Origin of the sequence: Phenylobacterium sp. LjRoot225, from assembly GCF_964252855.1 — a bacterium.
In the GTDB taxonomy this organism is placed as follows: domain Bacteria; phylum Pseudomonadota; class Alphaproteobacteria; order Caulobacterales; family Caulobacteraceae; genus Phenylobacterium.
In genome coordinates, this window is the sequence record NZ_CAXUPL020000003.1 from 203,061 (window position 1) to 217,578 (window position 14,518).

At 69.3% G+C, this 14,518-nt stretch carries 16 protein-coding genes; 3 read left to right on the forward strand and 13 right to left on the reverse strand.

All coding sequences use genetic code 11. The annotated features are described in order from the left end of the window. Positions 1-2 precede the first annotated feature (2 nt). Positions 3-548, forward strand: a complete 546-nt coding sequence (locus ACSQ2B_RS16055; protein WP_436051367.1) for an N-acetyltransferase family protein — start codon at positions 3-5, stop codon at positions 546-548. A gap of 3 nt (positions 549-551) precedes the next feature. Here the strand turns inward: ACSQ2B_RS16055 and ACSQ2B_RS16060 are convergent, their stop codons facing one another. From ACSQ2B_RS16060 to ACSQ2B_RS16085, 6 genes are all read right to left on the reverse strand, one after another. After that, positions 552-1,946 carry a S41 family peptidase gene (locus ACSQ2B_RS16060; protein ID WP_436051369.1) on the reverse strand — a complete coding sequence of 465 codons (1,395 nt, stop codon included), beginning with the start codon at positions 1,944-1,946 and terminating at the stop codon, positions 552-554. An 80-nt stretch (positions 1,947-2,026) separates the two neighbouring features. Then, a complete protein-coding gene (locus ACSQ2B_RS16065) occupies positions 2,027-2,848 on the reverse strand; it encodes a murein hydrolase activator EnvC family protein (RefSeq protein WP_436051371.1) in 822 nt (273 codons plus the stop codon). A 161-nt stretch (positions 2,849-3,009) separates the two neighbouring features. Next, positions 3,010-3,474: a 23S rRNA (pseudouridine(1915)-N(3))-methyltransferase RlmH gene (rlmH, locus tag ACSQ2B_RS16070; RefSeq protein ID WP_436051373.1), complete on the reverse strand. Its 465-nt coding sequence runs from the start codon at positions 3,472-3,474 to the stop codon at positions 3,010-3,012. Positions 3,475-3,496: 22 nt separating this feature from the next. Further along, the gene (rsfS, locus tag ACSQ2B_RS16075; protein ID WP_436052580.1) at positions 3,497-3,925 is read right to left on the reverse strand and encodes a ribosome silencing factor; all 429 of its coding nucleotides are present in this window, start codon (positions 3,923-3,925) and stop codon (positions 3,497-3,499) included. 69 nt (positions 3,926-3,994) lie between these two features. After that, the gene (locus ACSQ2B_RS16080) at positions 3,995-4,660 is read right to left on the reverse strand and encodes a nicotinate-nucleotide adenylyltransferase (RefSeq protein ID WP_436052582.1); all 666 of its coding nucleotides are present in this window, start codon (positions 4,658-4,660) and stop codon (positions 3,995-3,997) included. Positions 4,661-4,671: 11 nt separating this feature from the next. Beyond that, the gene (locus ACSQ2B_RS16085) at positions 4,672-6,225 is read right to left on the reverse strand and encodes an aldehyde dehydrogenase family protein (RefSeq protein ID WP_436051375.1); all 1,554 of its coding nucleotides are present in this window, start codon (positions 6,223-6,225) and stop codon (positions 4,672-4,674) included. A gap of 157 nt (positions 6,226-6,382) precedes the next feature. Here ACSQ2B_RS16085 and ACSQ2B_RS16090 point away from each other — a divergent pair, with 157 nt between their 5' ends. Next, positions 6,383-6,751: an endonuclease domain-containing protein gene (locus tag ACSQ2B_RS16090; RefSeq protein WP_436051377.1), complete on the forward strand. Its 369-nt coding sequence runs from the start codon at positions 6,383-6,385 to the stop codon at positions 6,749-6,751. A gap of 123 nt (positions 6,752-6,874) precedes the next feature. On the opposite strand, the gene proB is transcribed toward ACSQ2B_RS16090, so the two are convergent. The 6 genes from proB to ACSQ2B_RS16120 form a co-directional block, all read right to left on the reverse strand. Beyond that, the gene (gene proB, locus ACSQ2B_RS16095; RefSeq protein WP_436051378.1) at positions 6,875-8,002 is read right to left on the reverse strand and encodes a glutamate 5-kinase; all 1,128 of its coding nucleotides are present in this window, start codon (positions 8,000-8,002) and stop codon (positions 6,875-6,877) included. 10 nt (positions 8,003-8,012) lie between these two features. Then, positions 8,013-9,080 carry a GTPase ObgE gene (obgE, locus tag ACSQ2B_RS16100; protein WP_436051379.1) on the reverse strand — a complete coding sequence of 356 codons (1,068 nt, stop codon included), beginning with the start codon at positions 9,078-9,080 and terminating at the stop codon, positions 8,013-8,015. Positions 9,081-9,410: 330 nt separating this feature from the next. Beyond that, entirely contained in the window at positions 9,411-9,947 is a 537-nt protein-coding gene (locus ACSQ2B_RS16105) for a GNAT family N-acetyltransferase (RefSeq protein WP_436051381.1), read from the reverse strand. 135 nt (positions 9,948-10,082) lie between these two features. Next, positions 10,083-10,355 (reverse strand): 50S ribosomal protein L27, encoded by a 273-nt coding sequence (gene rpmA / locus ACSQ2B_RS16110; RefSeq protein WP_436051383.1) that lies wholly within the window; start codon positions 10,353-10,355, stop codon positions 10,083-10,085. Between the two features lie 48 nt (positions 10,356-10,403). After that, positions 10,404-10,988, reverse strand: coding sequence for a 50S ribosomal protein L21 (gene rplU / locus ACSQ2B_RS16115; protein ID WP_436051385.1), 585 nt, complete (start codon positions 10,986-10,988; stop codon positions 10,404-10,406). Between the two features lie 1,330 nt (positions 10,989-12,318). Continuing rightward, a complete protein-coding gene (locus tag ACSQ2B_RS16120) occupies positions 12,319-13,287 on the reverse strand; it encodes an SDR family NAD(P)-dependent oxidoreductase (protein ID WP_436051386.1) in 969 nt (322 codons plus the stop codon). A 171-nt stretch (positions 13,288-13,458) separates the two neighbouring features. Here ACSQ2B_RS16120 and ACSQ2B_RS16125 point away from each other — a divergent pair, with 171 nt between their 5' ends. Beyond that, on the forward strand, positions 13,459-13,956 hold the full coding sequence (locus ACSQ2B_RS16125; RefSeq protein ID WP_436051387.1) for a (R)-mandelonitrile lyase: 498 nt from the start codon (positions 13,459-13,461) through the stop codon (positions 13,954-13,956). 39 nt (positions 13,957-13,995) lie between these two features. Here ACSQ2B_RS16125 and ACSQ2B_RS16130 read toward each other — a convergent pair whose 3' ends face one another. Continuing rightward, positions 13,996-14,493: a redoxin family protein gene (locus tag ACSQ2B_RS16130; RefSeq protein ID WP_436051389.1), complete on the reverse strand. Its 498-nt coding sequence runs from the start codon at positions 14,491-14,493 to the stop codon at positions 13,996-13,998. Positions 14,494-14,518: the final 25 nt, after the last annotated feature.

Consider the following 14,518-nt stretch of genomic DNA (forward strand, 5'->3'; position numbering starts at 1 on the left):
AGATGACGCAATCCGAGTCGCTTTCCTACTTGGTCTTGCCCGCGGGACCCGTCGACGCCGAGGCGCTGGCCCATGTGCATGTCACGGCCTGGCGCGAGACCTATCAGGGCCTGCTGCCCGACGCCTTCCTGGCGCGGATGTCGGAGGAAAGCCACACCCGCCGCTTCCGCCACGAGTTGACCCGGCCCCGGAAACACGAGCTGACGCTGGCGGCGATGAACCGTTTCGGCCTCTTCGGCTATGTGGCCGGCGGCCCGTCCCGGTCCTACGCCGAGGGCGAGGCGGAGATCGCCACCCTCTATCTGCTGCGGGCGGCCCAGGGTCACGGCGTCGGCCGGCGTCTGCTGACCGACGCCGCCCGCGTGCTGGCGGCGCAGGGCGCGCGCACCTTGATGATCTCGGTGCTGGCGGACAACGCCCACGCCCGCGGCTTCTACGAGCACCTCGGCGGCCGCGCCGATCCGCCCCGCCGGGAACCCGGTCCGGGCGGATCGGCGATCATGGAGGTGACCTACCGCTGGACCGACATCGGAATCCTGGCGGCGTAAGGGCTACTTCTCGGTCTGCGGCGGCTTGACGGCCGCCACCTTGGCCTTCGACGCGCCGAGGATTTCGGCCAGCTTGGCGGTCGGCTTCGACATCTTGGGCGTGGCCGCAACCGAGCCGTAGCGCAGCACGTCCTCGCCGCGGGCGAGCTGGAAGTCCTTCTTCACGTCGAAGTTTTCCGGCGGCTCCTCGGCCGGGGCGTGGGCGCCGGCGCGCACCTTGCCCTCGTCGGCGTTCAAGGCGTTGCGGAACGAGGCTTCGGAGAACTGGTAGGACTTGTTGGCGATCGTCTGCGCCTCGTCGCGGGTCGAGGCGACCTCGAGATCCGGCGTGATGCCGGTCTTCTGGATCGAGCGGCCGGACGGGGTGAAGTAGCGAGCAGTGGTCAGCTTCAGGGCCCCGTCGAGGCCGCCGCGCAGCGGGATCACCGTCTGCACCGAGCCCTTGCCGAAGCTGGTCAGGCCGACCACCTGGGCCCGCTTGCGGTCCTGCAGGGCGCCGGAGACGATCTCGGCCGCCGAAGCGGTGCCGGAATTGATCAGCACCACCATCGGCATGCCGCCCGTGATGTCGCCGGGCCGGGCGTTGTAGCGTTCGACGTCGCGCGGATCGCGGCCGCGCTGGCTGACGATCTCGCCGCCCTCCAGGAAGAGGTCGGAGATCCCGACCGCCTGGTCGAGCAGGCCGCCCGGATTGTTGCGCAGGTCGAGGATCAGCCCCTTCATATTGGGGTTCTTCGCCCGCAGCTGGGTGTAGGCGGCCTGGGCCTCGTCGGTGGTCTTCTCGTTGAAGGCGGAGACCCGCAGCACGCCGTAGTCGCCGTCCATCTTGGCGGTGGCGGACTTCGGCTTGATCACTTCGCGGACCAGCTTCACGTCGAAGGGGTCGGACTTTTCCCGGGCGATGGTCAGGGTCACCGTCTCGCCGGGCTTGCCGCGCATCTGCTTGACCGCGTCGTTGACCGACAGGCCGAGCACGCTCTCGCCGTTGACCGCAGTGATGTAGTCGCCGGCCTTCAGGCCCGCGGTGGCCGCGGGCGTGCCGTCCATCGGCGAGATCACCTTGACCACGCCGTCCTCGCTGGTGACCTCGATGCCGAGGCCGCCATACTCGCCGCGCGTCTGGTCGCGCATGTCGGAGAAGCTGTCGGGATCGAGATAGCCGGAGTGCGGGTCGAGCGAGGTCAGCATGCCGTCGATCGCCGACTGGATCAGCTTGGTGTCGTCGACCTCGGTGACGTACTGGCGCTCGACCGTGTCGAGCACGTCGCCGAACAGGCCCAGCATGCGGTAGGTCTTGGCCCGGGGCTCCGCCGAGGCCAGCGCCTGCTGGCTGAGGTAGGCCATGGAGCCCGCGCCGAGCACGAAGGCCGAAACGCCGATCAACAGATACTTCTTCATAGCCCGAAGGCTCCCTCTGCGGTCGCCAGACCGCCGCTGACTTAAGGCGCCTGGGATGCGCATGCCTGCGCCCCTGCCCGTTATCTCGTCATCCAGCGGCCGGGATCCACCGGCGCGCCGCCTTCCCTTACTTCCAGATAGAGTTCCGAAGACGATTGTCGAGCATCGGGCATCCATCCGACAGGCTGTCCCGGCGCGACGGATTGTCCGACGGCGACCGAGGCTTGGGCCAACCCAGCCAGCACCAGATGGTATCCACCGGTCAATCTCAAGATCAAGATGACGCCCCAGCCCTTCACCGGGCCGGCATACTGCACAACCCCTGCCGACGGACTGCCGACCCGCGCGCCACGCGCCGCCGCATAGGTCAGGCCATTGGCTCGGCCGCCGCCGGGGGCTGGCTCGGCGAAACGGCGGACGATCTGGCCCGAGACCGGCGTCAGCAGCCGCTCCGGCGGCGCCATCGGGCCGCGGAAGGGCGCGGGCTGGTCTCCGCGCAGGGGCGGCGAAGGCTCCCGCGGCGCGGGCGCGGCGTCGGCGCGCCGGCTCTCGCTGGTGAAGACCGCCTCGCTGGCGACGGCGGCCAGGCGGCGCTGGCGCACCATCTCGCCCGCCTCGCGGGCATAGACGCGGGCGCGGGCCTGCAGCTCCGGGGTCAACGCCTTGACCAGGATGGCGGCGCGCGCCGCGTCGCGGGCGTCCTGCGGCGAAACCAGCAGGGCCGGCGGCGGATCGCGCCGCAACTGCTCGACGACCGAAAGCAGACGCGCCAGCTGGCTCATGTTGTGGGCCTGCTCCGCGGTCAGTTCGGTCTCCCGCAGGTTCAGCCGGGCGAGCGGCGGGGGATTCTGGGCGAGGGCGGCGGCGGCGATCGCGGCGGTGGCTACCCCCGCCAGTCCCACGCCAACCACCCACCGCCGAACGCCCCCTCCGTCTCGCTTCGCGAGCCACCTCCCCCGCTTCGCGGTGGAGGAGCGAGGCCGCGCTGCTCCCCCGCCTGCGGGGGAGCTGTCGGCGAAGCCGACTGAGGGGGCGCTTGGCCTGTGGGAAAGACGAACGCCCATCAGTCGCGATGATACGGCGAGCCGCCGAGGATGGAGACCGCGCGATAGACCTGTTCGGCGAGCATGGCGCGGGCGAGCGCGTGCGGCCAGGTCTGCGGGCCGAAGGCGAGCTTGCCGTTCGCCTGGGCGATCAGGGCCGCGTCCAGGCCGTCCGCCCCGCCGATGACGAAGGCGAGCCGCCGCACGCCGCGGTCGCGCAGGGTCTCGATCTCAGCGGCGAAGGCGCGTGAAGGCCGTGCGGCCCCGTGTTCGTCGCAGACGATGACGTGACAGCCCTCCAGGTGCGGCCGCAGCACATCGGCCTCGGCGGCCTTGCCGGGCTTCTTCGCCTCGACCTCGATCACCTCGACGGGACCCAGGCTGAGCGGCCGGCCAGCGTTGGTCGCCCGCTCGACGTAGAGCTTCACCAGTTCGGTCTCAGGCGATCGCGCGAGACGGCCGACCGCCACGAGGGAGATGCGCAAGGCGCTGCGCCCGGAAGAAGGATCAGACCGCGGTGCGGTGCGCCGAGTCGACCGACCAGATCTTCTCGATGTTGTAGAAGCTGCGGACTTCCGGCCGGAAGAGGTGGATGATGACGTCGCCGGTGTCGATCAGCACCCAGTCGCAACTGGGCAGCCCCTCGACGCGGCAGCGTCCGTAGCCGGCCTCTTTCAGGCTGCGCAGAAGGTGATCGGCCATCGCGCCGACGTGCCGGTGCGAACGGCCGGACGCGACCACCAGGCCGTCGGCCATGGCTGTCTTGCCCTTGAGATCGATGAAGACGACATCCTGGGCCTTGTCATCATCAAGCTTGGCCAGGATCAGGTTTTCCAGGGCCGCTATGCGGCCGTGGGCGTCGGTCGAGGGTTCGGCGTCCGAAGTGGGGACGGGGGTCGGACCCTCATGCGCACGTGGCGCGGCGTCATGTTGCAGCGGGGTAGCTCCTTTTATTCCTCGCTTTACCGAACCTTATCATGCGGGAGGGTCCGGGTCAGCCCGCCATCACGAATGGTTCAAATGGCCGCGTTGACGCGCTCTGAGCACAGTCGAGGATTGGAAGTTCAGGGGGCCGGTCAGGAAGACCCAGGCGGGCGGGGTGGAGCCCGGCAGGCTGGCGGCCCGCACGGCCGGTCGGCGCGAACCGGCGAAGCGCCGGGCCGCCGGAGAGAAGCGGCTTTTCAGCGAGATCCAGGGTCTGGAGACCACCGCCACTGGGACCTCGCGCAGGATCTCGGTCCAGCCGCGCCAGCGATGAAAGCTCGCCAGGCTGTCGGCGCCCATGATCCAGACGAAGTGGACGCCCGGAAACCGCGCCTTCAGCGCCCGGACGATATCGATGGTGTACTGCGAGCCCAGCCGGGTCTCGGCGTCGGAGACGATCATGTCCCGTCCGCGGGCCAGTCGGCGGGCCCCGGCTATGCGTTCGGCGAGGCTGGCGGTCTCGGCGGAGGTCTTCAGCGGGTTCTGCGGCGACACCAGCCAGATCACCCGATCCAGGTCCAGCCGCTCGCGCGCAGTCTCGGCGACGTGGGCGTGCCCCTCGTGCGCCGGATTGAACGAACCGCCGAACAGGCCGACCCGCATGCCCGGCTGGAGGGTGAAGCCGAGCCTCAGGGCGTCCGGCCGGCCGCCCGAGGGACGTCGGGGCGCCCGCCCGGCCGCCCACATCTGCGACTGACTCAAGTCCTGCGCTCAGGGGTCGGCGCGCCGGCGCGATCGAGGTGGGGATCGGTCTGGCGCACCCGGGCGCGGACGGTGAAGACGCCGTCGCCGGCCAGCACTCCGCCGCGGGCGAAGAGGCGGCCGTTCTCCCAGTTGGAGAGGCCCAGCTCCGGCCGGTTCAGGGCGTACTGGCCGTCGACCCAGCGGGTGAAGCCGTCGCCGACGAAGGGGGCGTCCACCGCCTCGTAGAACCGCGCCTGGGCGACCGGATCCTCGGCGATCAGGCTGACGTCGAAGCGGGGGCTGTAGGCGTTGAAGAGGGCGGCGGCCTCGGCGGCGCTGGCGACGATCTTCAGCGAAACCTCGGGGGTCTCCTCCCACTCCCACTCGCGGCCGAGCTCGTCGTCGGCGAGGGCCTCGACCAGCGCCTCCTCGCGCGGACCCTCGGCGCGGACCACCTCGCCGCGGGCGGCGCGAACCGCCGCGGGCAGGCGGGCGAGGTCGTCCTGCGCCACGTGCAGTTTCCAGCCGCGGCGGCGTTCGCCGGCCCTGGCCAGGGCGTCGAGGAAGACCGGGATCAGCTCGTCCGCGCGGGCCTCGACGATGCAGCAGGTGTTGAGGGTGTTGCAGACCTTGCGGTCCAGCGAGTGGTAGGCGGCGGCGAAGAAGCGTTCCGCCTCGGCGCTCTCGTCGGCCACCATCCAGGCGCCGCCCGTGCCGTGCAGGCTGACGGGCGTGCCGGCCTGGCGGGCGATCGCGCCCAGCTGGGCGACCGCGGGACCCGAGCCGCGCGCCACCGCCAGCGCCAGCCGGGGATCGGCGAACATCGCCCAGCCGGCGGCGTGAGCGGCGGAGTCCACCAGGGCCGCGGCGCCCGCCGGCAAACCTGCGGCGTCAATCGCGGGATCCAGGGCGGCGCGGACGATGGCCTGGGCGGTTCCCAGCGCATCCGAGCCGATGCGGAAGACCACGGTGTTGCCGGCCCGCAGCACGCCGGTGGCGTCGGCGAAGACGTTGGGCCGGCCCTCGAAGACGAAGCCGGTCACCCCCAGCGGCGCGGTCAGCTGTTCGACGCTCCAGCCCGCATGGTGGACCCGCTCGACGAGACGACCGCGCGAGGGCGGGGCGTCGCGCCAGGCGCGCAGGCCGGCGATCATGTCGCCGCGCATGGCCTCGTTGGCGGCGAGCCTGGTGGTGGAGCGGCCGCGGGCTCGGGCCTTCTCGACATCGGCGGCGTTGGCGGCGGCGATCTCGCCCCAGCGGCCGTCGTCTTCGAGGTTGGCCGCGAAGGCGTCGAAGAAGGCGCTGATGGCCGCGTCGGTCACCTCGCCCATCTTCGCGAAGGCCTCGCGCGCCCGCCCGACGGCGCCGGCGGCGATCGCCTTTTCGGCGGCGGGAATGTGCAACAGGGTCCCGGTGTCGGGCGCGACCAGCAGCCGGTCGCCGGCCTTGAACGCCGCGGCGAGCTCAGCCGTCACATAGGCCACCCGGTCGCCGCCATAGACGATCGCCTGGCCCGGCTGAAGGCTCTCCAGCCGCCCGGTCTTCTGCGATGTCGCCCGTTCGTCCACTGAACTGCTTCCCTGAATGCCGCGCCTACCTAGGCTTTCTCAGATGACGTCGCAAATCTGAACGGCCCGTCAGCCGATAGATCCTCCACCACGTAGTGGGGGAGGTGGATTGCGCGAAGCGCAAGACGGAGGGGGCCTTCGGCGCTAGCTTGGCTCAATGCAGGCGCCGGAAAGCACGCAGAAACTGGCGAAGACGCTTCGCCGCACCATGTCGCTGCCGGAGGTCCTGCTCTGGCGCGAGTTGAAACGCAGCGCCGGTCCCGGACCGCAGTTCCGCAAGCAACATCCGTTCGGGCCCTATGTACTCGACTTCTATTGCGCCCGGGCGCGGCTGTGCATTGAGGTAGACGGCTACGCGCATGGGACGGAGGATCGACCGGAAAGGGATGATCGTCGCGACCTCTACCTGGAGCGCGAGGAAATCCATGTTGTGCGGTTGGGGGCGAAGGCGGTCCTGGAAGATCCGCATGCGGTGGCCCACGGGGTGCGCGAGCTTGCAGCGGAGCGGATTGCGGAGAGGCCGTGAGGCCCCCTCAGTCAGCTTCGCTGACAGCTCCCCCGCCGCGCGGTGGAGCATCTAAGGTCCTCCACCACGTAGTGGGGGAGGTGGATTGCGCGAAGCGCAAGACGGAGGGGGCCTACAGCTCCCTTAAGCCGCCGCGTGGGCCGCGAGCGCCAGGTCGTCGGCGTGGATCATCGGGCCTTCGGTGTAGCCGACAACAGCTTCGATCTCGTCGCTCTTCAGGCCGCAGATGCGGGCGGCGTCGGCGGCGTCGTAGCGGACGATGCCGCGGCCGATCTCGCGGCCCACCTCGTCGCGCACCACCACGGCGTCGCCCTTGTCGAAGCCGCCCTCCACGCCGGTGACCCCGGCGGCCAGCAGGCTCTTGCCGCGCCGAAGCGCCGCCGCGGCGCCGGCGTCCACGTTCAGCACGCCAGCGGGCGCCAGGCTGCCGGCGATCCAGGCCTTGTAGGCGGCGGCCGGCGTGGTCGAGGGCTCTATGACCGTGGCCCGCTCGCCATGCTCCACCGCCCACAACGGCGAGGGGCGATTGCCGAGTGTGATGACGGTGGCGCAGCCGGCGGCCGAGGCGATGCGGGCGGCGGCGATCTTGGTGGCCATGCCGCCAGTGCCGACGCCGGCGGCGGCGTTCGCGCCCCCGGCCATGGCCTCGATTTCCGGCGTCAGCCGGTCGATCCGGGGCAGGTGCCGGGCGTCGGGATCACTGCGCGGATCGGCGGTGTAGAGGCCGTCGACGTCCGACAGCAGGACCAGCACGTCGGCGCCGATCATCTGCGCGGCGCGGGCGGCCAGCCGGTCGTTGTCGCCGTAGCGGATCTCTTCGGTGACGACCGTGTCGTTCTCGTTGATCACCGGCACCAGGCCCAGCTGCAACAGGGTCTCGACGGTCGCGCGCGCATTCAGCCAGCGCCGGCGCACCTCAGTGTCGTCGCGGGTCAGCAGGATCTGGGCGGCGGCCAGGCCGTGCGGCTCCAGCGCCTCTTCCCAGGCCCGCATCAGGGCCGACTGGCCGGCGGCGGCGGCGGCCTGTTTCTCCGGCAGGGTCAGCGGGCGCTTGCGCGGAAACGACAGCCGCCGGCGACCGAGCGCCACCGCGCCGGAGGAGACCACCAGCACCTGCTGGCCGCGCTCGCGCACCCGCGCCAGGTCGGCGGCGAAGGCCGCCAGCCACTGCCGGTCCGGCCCCTCCTCGCCGACCACCAGGGCCGAGCCCACCTTGACGACGATGCGTCGTGCGTTGGCCAGTCCGCTCACGCCAGCCTCTTCATGGATGCCAGTCCTCGTCGCCCTCGCCGTCGATATTGCCGTCTTCGTCGACCGTATGGCCGGCGGCTTCGGCCCGGCGTCGGCGGACCAGGGCGTAGCTCTCGCGCAGCAGTTCGGTCACCCCCTTGCCGGAGACGCCGGAGATGCAGCGGGGTTCGACGCCCGCGGCGGCCTTCAGCTCGGCCGCCTTCTCCGCGACCGTCTCCTCGTCGAGGGCGTCGATCTTGTTCAGCGCCAGGATCTCCGGCTTGTCGGCCAGCTCCTCGCCATAGGCCTCCAGCTCATGGCGCACGGTGCGCCAGGCGGTCGCCACATCCTCTTCGGTGGCGTCCACCAGGTGGATCAGGACCGCGGTGCGCTCCACGTGGCCGAGGAATCGCGTCCCCAGCCCAGCGCCCTCGCTGGCCCCTTCGATGAGCCCGGGGATGTCGGCCAGGACGAAGCGCTCGTTGGTCGACAGGTCGACCACGCCGAGGTTGGGGGTGAGCGTCGTGAAGGGGTAGTTGGCGATCTTCGGCTTGGCGGCGCTGGCGGCGGCCAGGAAGGTCGACTTGCCGGCGTTCGGCAGGCCGACCAGGCCGACGTCGGCGATCAGCTTCAGCCGCAGCCAGATCCACTTCTCCTCGCCGTCGAGGCCCGGATTGGCGTAGTGCGGCGCCTGGTTGATCGGGCCCTTGAAATAGGTGTTGCCGAAGCCGCCGTTGCCGCCCTTGAGGATGCGGACCCGCATTCCGGGCTTGTCGAAATCGAGGAGCACCGTCTCCTTGTCCTCGTCCAGCACCTGGGTGCCGACGGGCACCTTCAGCGTCGCGTCCTCGCCATTGGCGCCGTGGCGGTTGCGGCCCATGCCGTGCTCGCCGGTGCCGGCCTTGAAGTGCTGGTGGTAGCGGAAGTCGATCAGGGTGTTCAGCCCCTCGACGCTCTCGATCCAGACGTCGCCGCCCTTGCCGCCGTCGCCGCCGTCGGGACCGCCGTATTCGACGAACTTCTCACGCCGGAACGACACCGCGCCGCCGCCGCCATTGCCGCTGCGGAGATAGATCTTGCATTCGTCGAGGAATTTCATCGGGAGGAAGAGTGCCTTTCAGGAGAGGCGCTTAGCACAAAAGCGCGGGCGGTCCCCACCGTCTCGGTAGCGGAGGCGCCGCCTGGTTTGTCCACGAAATACACGAAATACACGAAAGCGCCGCGCTGAGAGCGGACGCTCCCCCAGACCTGTCGGATTGAAGGGAACCGGCCTCCGGCCGGTCGATCTGTCCCGCTCAGCCCGCCGGAGAAAATAAGGTCAACGCCCGTTCGTGTGGTTCGTGTCGTTCGTGGACCAAATCTCTTTCGTGTATTTCGTGGACAACAAGACAGGGAATCCCCGCTCGCTCCGTGCGGGCGGGGATGAACCTCAAGCAAGCCAGACCATCATCCGTGTACGGACCGGCCCCTGGCGCGCCTGGCTCCAGAGCAGCTCGACGTCGCCGGTGTAGAGGAAGCCCGCCTTGCAGAGCACGGCGCCGGACGCCGGGTTGTCGGCGAAGTGGCCGGCGACGACCAGCTTGCGCCGCCAGTCGCGCCGGGCCCAATCCAGCACCGCACGGCAGGCCTCGGTGGCGTAGCCGCGGTTCCAGAAGGCCCGTCCCAGCCAGTAGCCCAGCTCCGGCCGGCCGCGCGCGCCCGGCTTGAAGCCGATCGCGCCCACCAGGCCGAACTTCGGGTGTTCGATCAGGAAGCCCGGCTCGCGGTCCCAGTCCCGCGTCGCCGAATGGGCGAGATGGGCCTCGGCGTCGGCGGCCGTGTAGGGGTGCGGCATGGAGGTGGTCATCCGGGCGATGCCCGCGTCATTGGCCAGCACCGCCAGCTGTTCGGCGTCGGAATACACCGGGCCGCGCAGCAGGAGCCGTTCCGTCGACAGCGTCGGCGTCACATCGATCGCGCACATCATCCCTAACCTCCCGGCCCGTCGTCGCCGACCGGCCCAAAAACAAAGCGGGGAGCCCGGCGTGCCGGACTCCCCGCTGAGAAGTCTTGTCCGGTTCGCCTTTTTGAGGAGGCGAAACCGGAGAGAGGTCGGTTCGCCTTATTCGGCCGCCATCGCCGGAGCCGGGACCACGTTCACGTAGGTGCGGTCGTCGCGCTTGGTGACGTACTTCACCGCGCCGTGGGCGGTGGCGAAGAGTGTATGGTCGCGGCCCATGCCGACGTTGTCGCCGGCGAAGAACTTGGTGCCGCGCTGACGGACGAGAATGTTGCCGGCGAGGACGTTCTCGCCGCCGTACTTCTTCACGCCGAGACGGCGGCCTGCGGAGTCGCGGCCGTTGCGGGAGGAGCCGCCTGATTTCTTGTGAGCCATAACGCTCTCCTGGATCCTAGTGTCGTGTCGTCAGTCGAAAGCTCGGGCCTACTCGGCCGAGCCCTCGTCGCCAACGTTCTGGTCGGGGGTCTTCTTGGCGGCGGCCTTTTTCGGAGCCGCCTTTTTCGGGGCGGCTTCGGCCGAGGCTTCCGACGCGGCGGCGGCCTTCTTCGGCGCGGCCTTCTTCGCGGGGGCCTTGGCGACCGGCGCTTCCACCGCATCCGCGGCGACCGCCGGGATGTACGGCAGGTTGCGGGCGCGGGCGTTGAGCTCGGCCTTGGTGGTCAGGCTGACTTCGCCGTCCCACTTGGCGTCCTGGCCGGCGCCGGTGATGCCGGTCACGCGCAGAACGCTTTCGATCTGCCGGTGGCCCTTGGTGCGGCGATAGCCCTGGCGGCGGATCTTCTTGAAGATCTTCACCTTCTCGCCCTTGCGGGTTTCGATCAGGGTGGCCGCCACCGAGGCGCCTTCGACGACCGGGGCGCCGATGGTCACGGCGTCGCCTTCGCCCAGCATCAGGACTTCGCCGAACGCCACGTTCGCGCCGGGCTCGCCGTCGAGCTTTTCGACGACCAGCAGGTCGCCGGGCTGCACCCGGTACTGTTTCCCGCCGGTCTTGATCACCGCGTACATGGTTCGCGCGCCTTCGTACTTAATAGAGAGTGCAAAACGGAATACGCCCGAGGGGAACCCCCAAGGGCGAGAGGGGCGGTCTTATACGCACGGACGGCGGAGAGTCAACGTGGAGGTGGGGGTTGGCCGTGGCGTGATTCGACTGGAATGCGCCAACAGCGGTCGCGACTGCGGCACGGTGTGTTCGGGAAATCCTCTCCCCGGTAGAGGCGCGCCGTCTTGGACCTGTTCGACGATCCCAAAGACTACGATGAAGACGATCGATCCACGCGCTGAGTCGAGCGCTCCGACGACTGCCTCTGCTCGGCGACGAAACACCCGCTCCCAACCAGCCTTAGGTTTGCGCGGCGTTCGGTCGAGACTCATTGATCGACCCGACGCTCGATCCGATCAAGCTCCGCAACTCCTGTGGAGCCGCTCCCCAAACCCCACTGCAGATTGACCGTCAGCGAGCTATCGCCATCGTCCAATCTGATCTGTGAGGGCCTGTATTGGGCAAAGCCAGGCAATAATATCGTCGTGCCATCCTGGAGACCCCAAGTGGATACCAGCGGCAGACCCGCAAACGTAAACCGCGCGCCGAAAACTTCTTCTTCGCCATCGGCTCGCGTCGCAACGAGAGGCGCAAACTCGGTTCCATGCCACATCGAGGGATCATCAGGCAGGGAAGCGACGAACAAACCCGTACCTGGCGGCCAAGCACTGTTGACGACTGCTTGCCCAACCACTTCCCGATTCAGCTGCTCATCCCTCAACTTCGTGCCGCGACTTGTACTGTTTCCTGAGTATATATAGGCAGCGGCACATTTAAGAATGTACCGTTCGATCTCATGACCGGACAGATTGACCTCTAAGCGCCCACCCTCTCGGCTAAATACCCTTGCAGCACTAAATAGTCTAAGCCCGGCGCTGTCCAAACTTGTCAGCCCGTTATTGTGCCGCTCACATAAGATCTTGGAGGCAAGGTCGTCAGCGCCAACTATAGCTCCCTCTGGCGGAGCCCAGGGATACCCGCGCGTACGGATCCTCTCGCCCAGCAGTTTAAGGATAGATCCCGGTGTATGATGCTCTCGCGAGAGCTTCTCAGAGCAAGCCCCATATCCGCGAAGATAGCAGCCAGGGTGTTCCATTCTCTGTCTTGCTCCCGTCACAGCGGCCCGAAATTACGGTGACAGTGCATGAAATTTGTTCCGGCAAAATGGAGGTCTAAATCTAAAGTGCACCGTCACCGCAACAATACACGTAAGGTAGACCGGATTCTTAGAACCCGTACAGGCTGATTACGGGCTATGGGCGGGGAAATGCGGGGACAGAAGCAACTGCCCACCCCCTAATCCTTGCCGAGCGGCGCGATGGTGAAGGCGTCGGTCGGCATGCCGCCCTGGTAGCCCAGCAGACGGGCGACCTCGAGCGAGCGGGCGGTCAGGTCCTTGGGGTGGAAGAGGCGCTCGTCGGCCAGGACCGCCGGCATCGCCGCGCGGACGTCCTCGATGGCGTCGCCGGCCGGCCGGACCCCTTCGCCTTCGCCGACCCGCAAGCGGGCGATGCGGCCGCCGCCGATGTGGAACATCTCGCCGGAGATCTGCGAGTCCTCGCTCATCAGGTAGGCGACGCCCGGGGAGACCTTCTCCGGCCGCATGGTCTGCGAAAACCAGGCCGCATAGTCCGAGGCGGGCAGGCGTTCGGTCATCCGCGTCATCGCCGCCGGGGCGACGACGTTGACCAGGATCCCCGGCTTTTCGCCCTCCACCGCCAGGCAGCGCATCACGCCGATGACGGCCGCCTTGGCGGCGGCGTAGGGGGCGTTGCCGGCAGAGCCGTAGACGCCGGCGGACGACATGAAGACGATGCGGCCGTAGCCCTGCCGGACCATGTGCGGCCAGGCGGCGCGGGCCATCCACAGGCCGGCGAAGCAGTTGACCCGCATCACCAGGTCGAGGTCCGGGCTCGACATGCGCTCGACCGGGGCGTTGTCCGGGACCGTGCTGGCGTTGTGCAGGATCCCGTCGATGCGGCCGAACGCGGTCAGGCAGGCCTCGACCGCCAGGCTCGAGCCGGCCTCGGCGGCGATGTCGGCTGTGCAGGCGACGGCCTCGCCGCCCGCCGCGGTGATCTCATCGACGACCGAATGCGCCGGGGCGGCGCTGGGCGCCTCGCCGTCCATCGCCGCGCCGTTGTCGGCGACGACCACCTTGGCCCCGCGCGCGGCGAGCAGCCGGGCGTGCGCCCGTCCCAGGCCCCGGCCGGCGCCGGTGATGAGAACCGCCCGCCCGTCGAAGCGGACCTCAGACCCCGTCATGTTTCGCGCCTCGCATCCTGTGTCGCAGACTCCCAACCCCCAAGCTGTCATTCCGGTTTTTCGCGGAGCGAAAAGACCGGAACCCATGAAGTCAGATCATAGGTTCATGCGGATCCAGCCCGCTAATCGCCGGCGGTGAGATGCGTAGGGTGGCCGCCTGGAGGACCACCCATGAGATCGATCGCCTTCGGGCTTCTCGCCGTCGCCTTGGCCGCGCCGGCCCACGCCGCCGAGCCGCCGCAGATCGGGAAGCTGGAGATCCAGCGCAACGGATCGCCGCCGTCCGCCAAGGGCCCGGCCGCCAACTTCACCGGCGCGGTGCGGCTCGACACCCCGTTCGCCGGACGCGCGCCGTCGCGGGTCAGCGGGTCGATCGTCACCTTCGAGCCGGGCGCGCGCACCGCCTGGCACACCCATCCGCTGGGGCAGACGCTGATCGTCACGTCGGGCTGCGGCTGGGTGCAGGCCGAGGGCGGTCGAAAGGCGCAGATCCGCCCCGGCGACGTGGTCTGGACCCCTCCCGGCGTGCGGCATTGGCATGGCGCCGCCGCGACGACCCCGATCACCCACGTCGCCATCGTCGAGGCCGTCGACGGGTCGCGCGCGACCTGGATGGAGCAGGTGTCCGCCGAGCAGTATGGGGCGCCGGCCGGCGAGGCGGGCTGCTAACGAGGCCTCCTGCGGACAGCGAACCCGCAGGACAGCGGCTCAGATCAGCACCGCCGCCGTACAGCTCACCTCGGTGACCACGCTTTCGACGGCGATCTTCTCGACGAAGCCGTCCTTGGCGACGATCAGGAAGCGGCTCAGGCACTCGCCCAGGAACAGCTGCGGCGCGCGCGTCGCCAGGCCGGCGGCGCGGCCGAACTCCAGATTGCCGTCCGACAGGAAGCGCAGGGTCTTGGCCGGGTCGATGCGCTGCGACCACTCGGCCAGGGTCCAGGGATCGTTCGCCGCGATGCAGACCACGCCGTCGAAGCCCGAGGCAATCAGGGCGGGCGCCTTGGCGACGAACCCCGGCAGGTGGACGCGGGTGCAGACCGGGGTGAAGGCGCCCGGCAGGCCGATGATGACGAACCGCCCGCGGCCGAACGCCTGCCAGGCGGGCTTCACCACCAGCTCGCCCCCGTCGAGCGCGGCCAGCGGCGTGTCCGGCAGCCGATCGCCCCGGGAGAGCCGGCCGCTTGGAATAGCTGAGTGTCCCATTTGCGCAGGATCGCGGGAAATCGTG

Coding starts and splice junctions, on each gene's coding strand:
- ACSQ2B_RS16055 (WP_436051367.1), top strand. CDS start 3: ATGACGCAATCCGAGTCGCTTTCCTACTTGGTCTTGCCCGCGGGACCC.
- ACSQ2B_RS16060 (WP_436051369.1), bottom strand. CDS start 1,946: ATGAAGAAGTATCTGTTGATCGGCGTTTCGGCCTTCGTGCTCGGCGCG.
- ACSQ2B_RS16080 (WP_436052582.1), bottom strand. CDS start 4,660: ATGTGGGCGGCCGGGCGGGCGCCCCGACGTCCCTCGGGCGGCCGGCCG.
- ACSQ2B_RS16090 (WP_436051377.1), top strand. CDS start 6,383: ATGCAGGCGCCGGAAAGCACGCAGAAACTGGCGAAGACGCTTCGCCGC.
- obgE (WP_436051379.1), bottom strand. CDS start 9,080: ATGAAATTCCTCGACGAATGCAAGATCTATCTCCGCAGCGGCAATGGC.
- ACSQ2B_RS16105 (WP_436051381.1), bottom strand. CDS start 9,947: ATGATGTGCGCGATCGATGTGACGCCGACGCTGTCGACGGAACGGCTC.
- rpmA (WP_436051383.1), bottom strand. CDS start 10,355: ATGGCTCACAAGAAATCAGGCGGCTCCTCCCGCAACGGCCGCGACTCC.
- rplU (WP_436051385.1), bottom strand. CDS start 10,988: ATGTACGCGGTGATCAAGACCGGCGGGAAACAGTACCGGGTGCAGCCC.
- ACSQ2B_RS16120 (WP_436051386.1), bottom strand. CDS start 13,287: ATGACGGGGTCTGAGGTCCGCTTCGACGGGCGGGCGGTTCTCATCACC.
- ACSQ2B_RS16125 (WP_436051387.1), top strand. CDS start 13,459: ATGAGATCGATCGCCTTCGGGCTTCTCGCCGTCGCCTTGGCCGCGCCG.
- ACSQ2B_RS16130 (WP_436051389.1), bottom strand. CDS start 14,493: ATGGGACACTCAGCTATTCCAAGCGGCCGGCTCTCCCGGGGCGATCGG.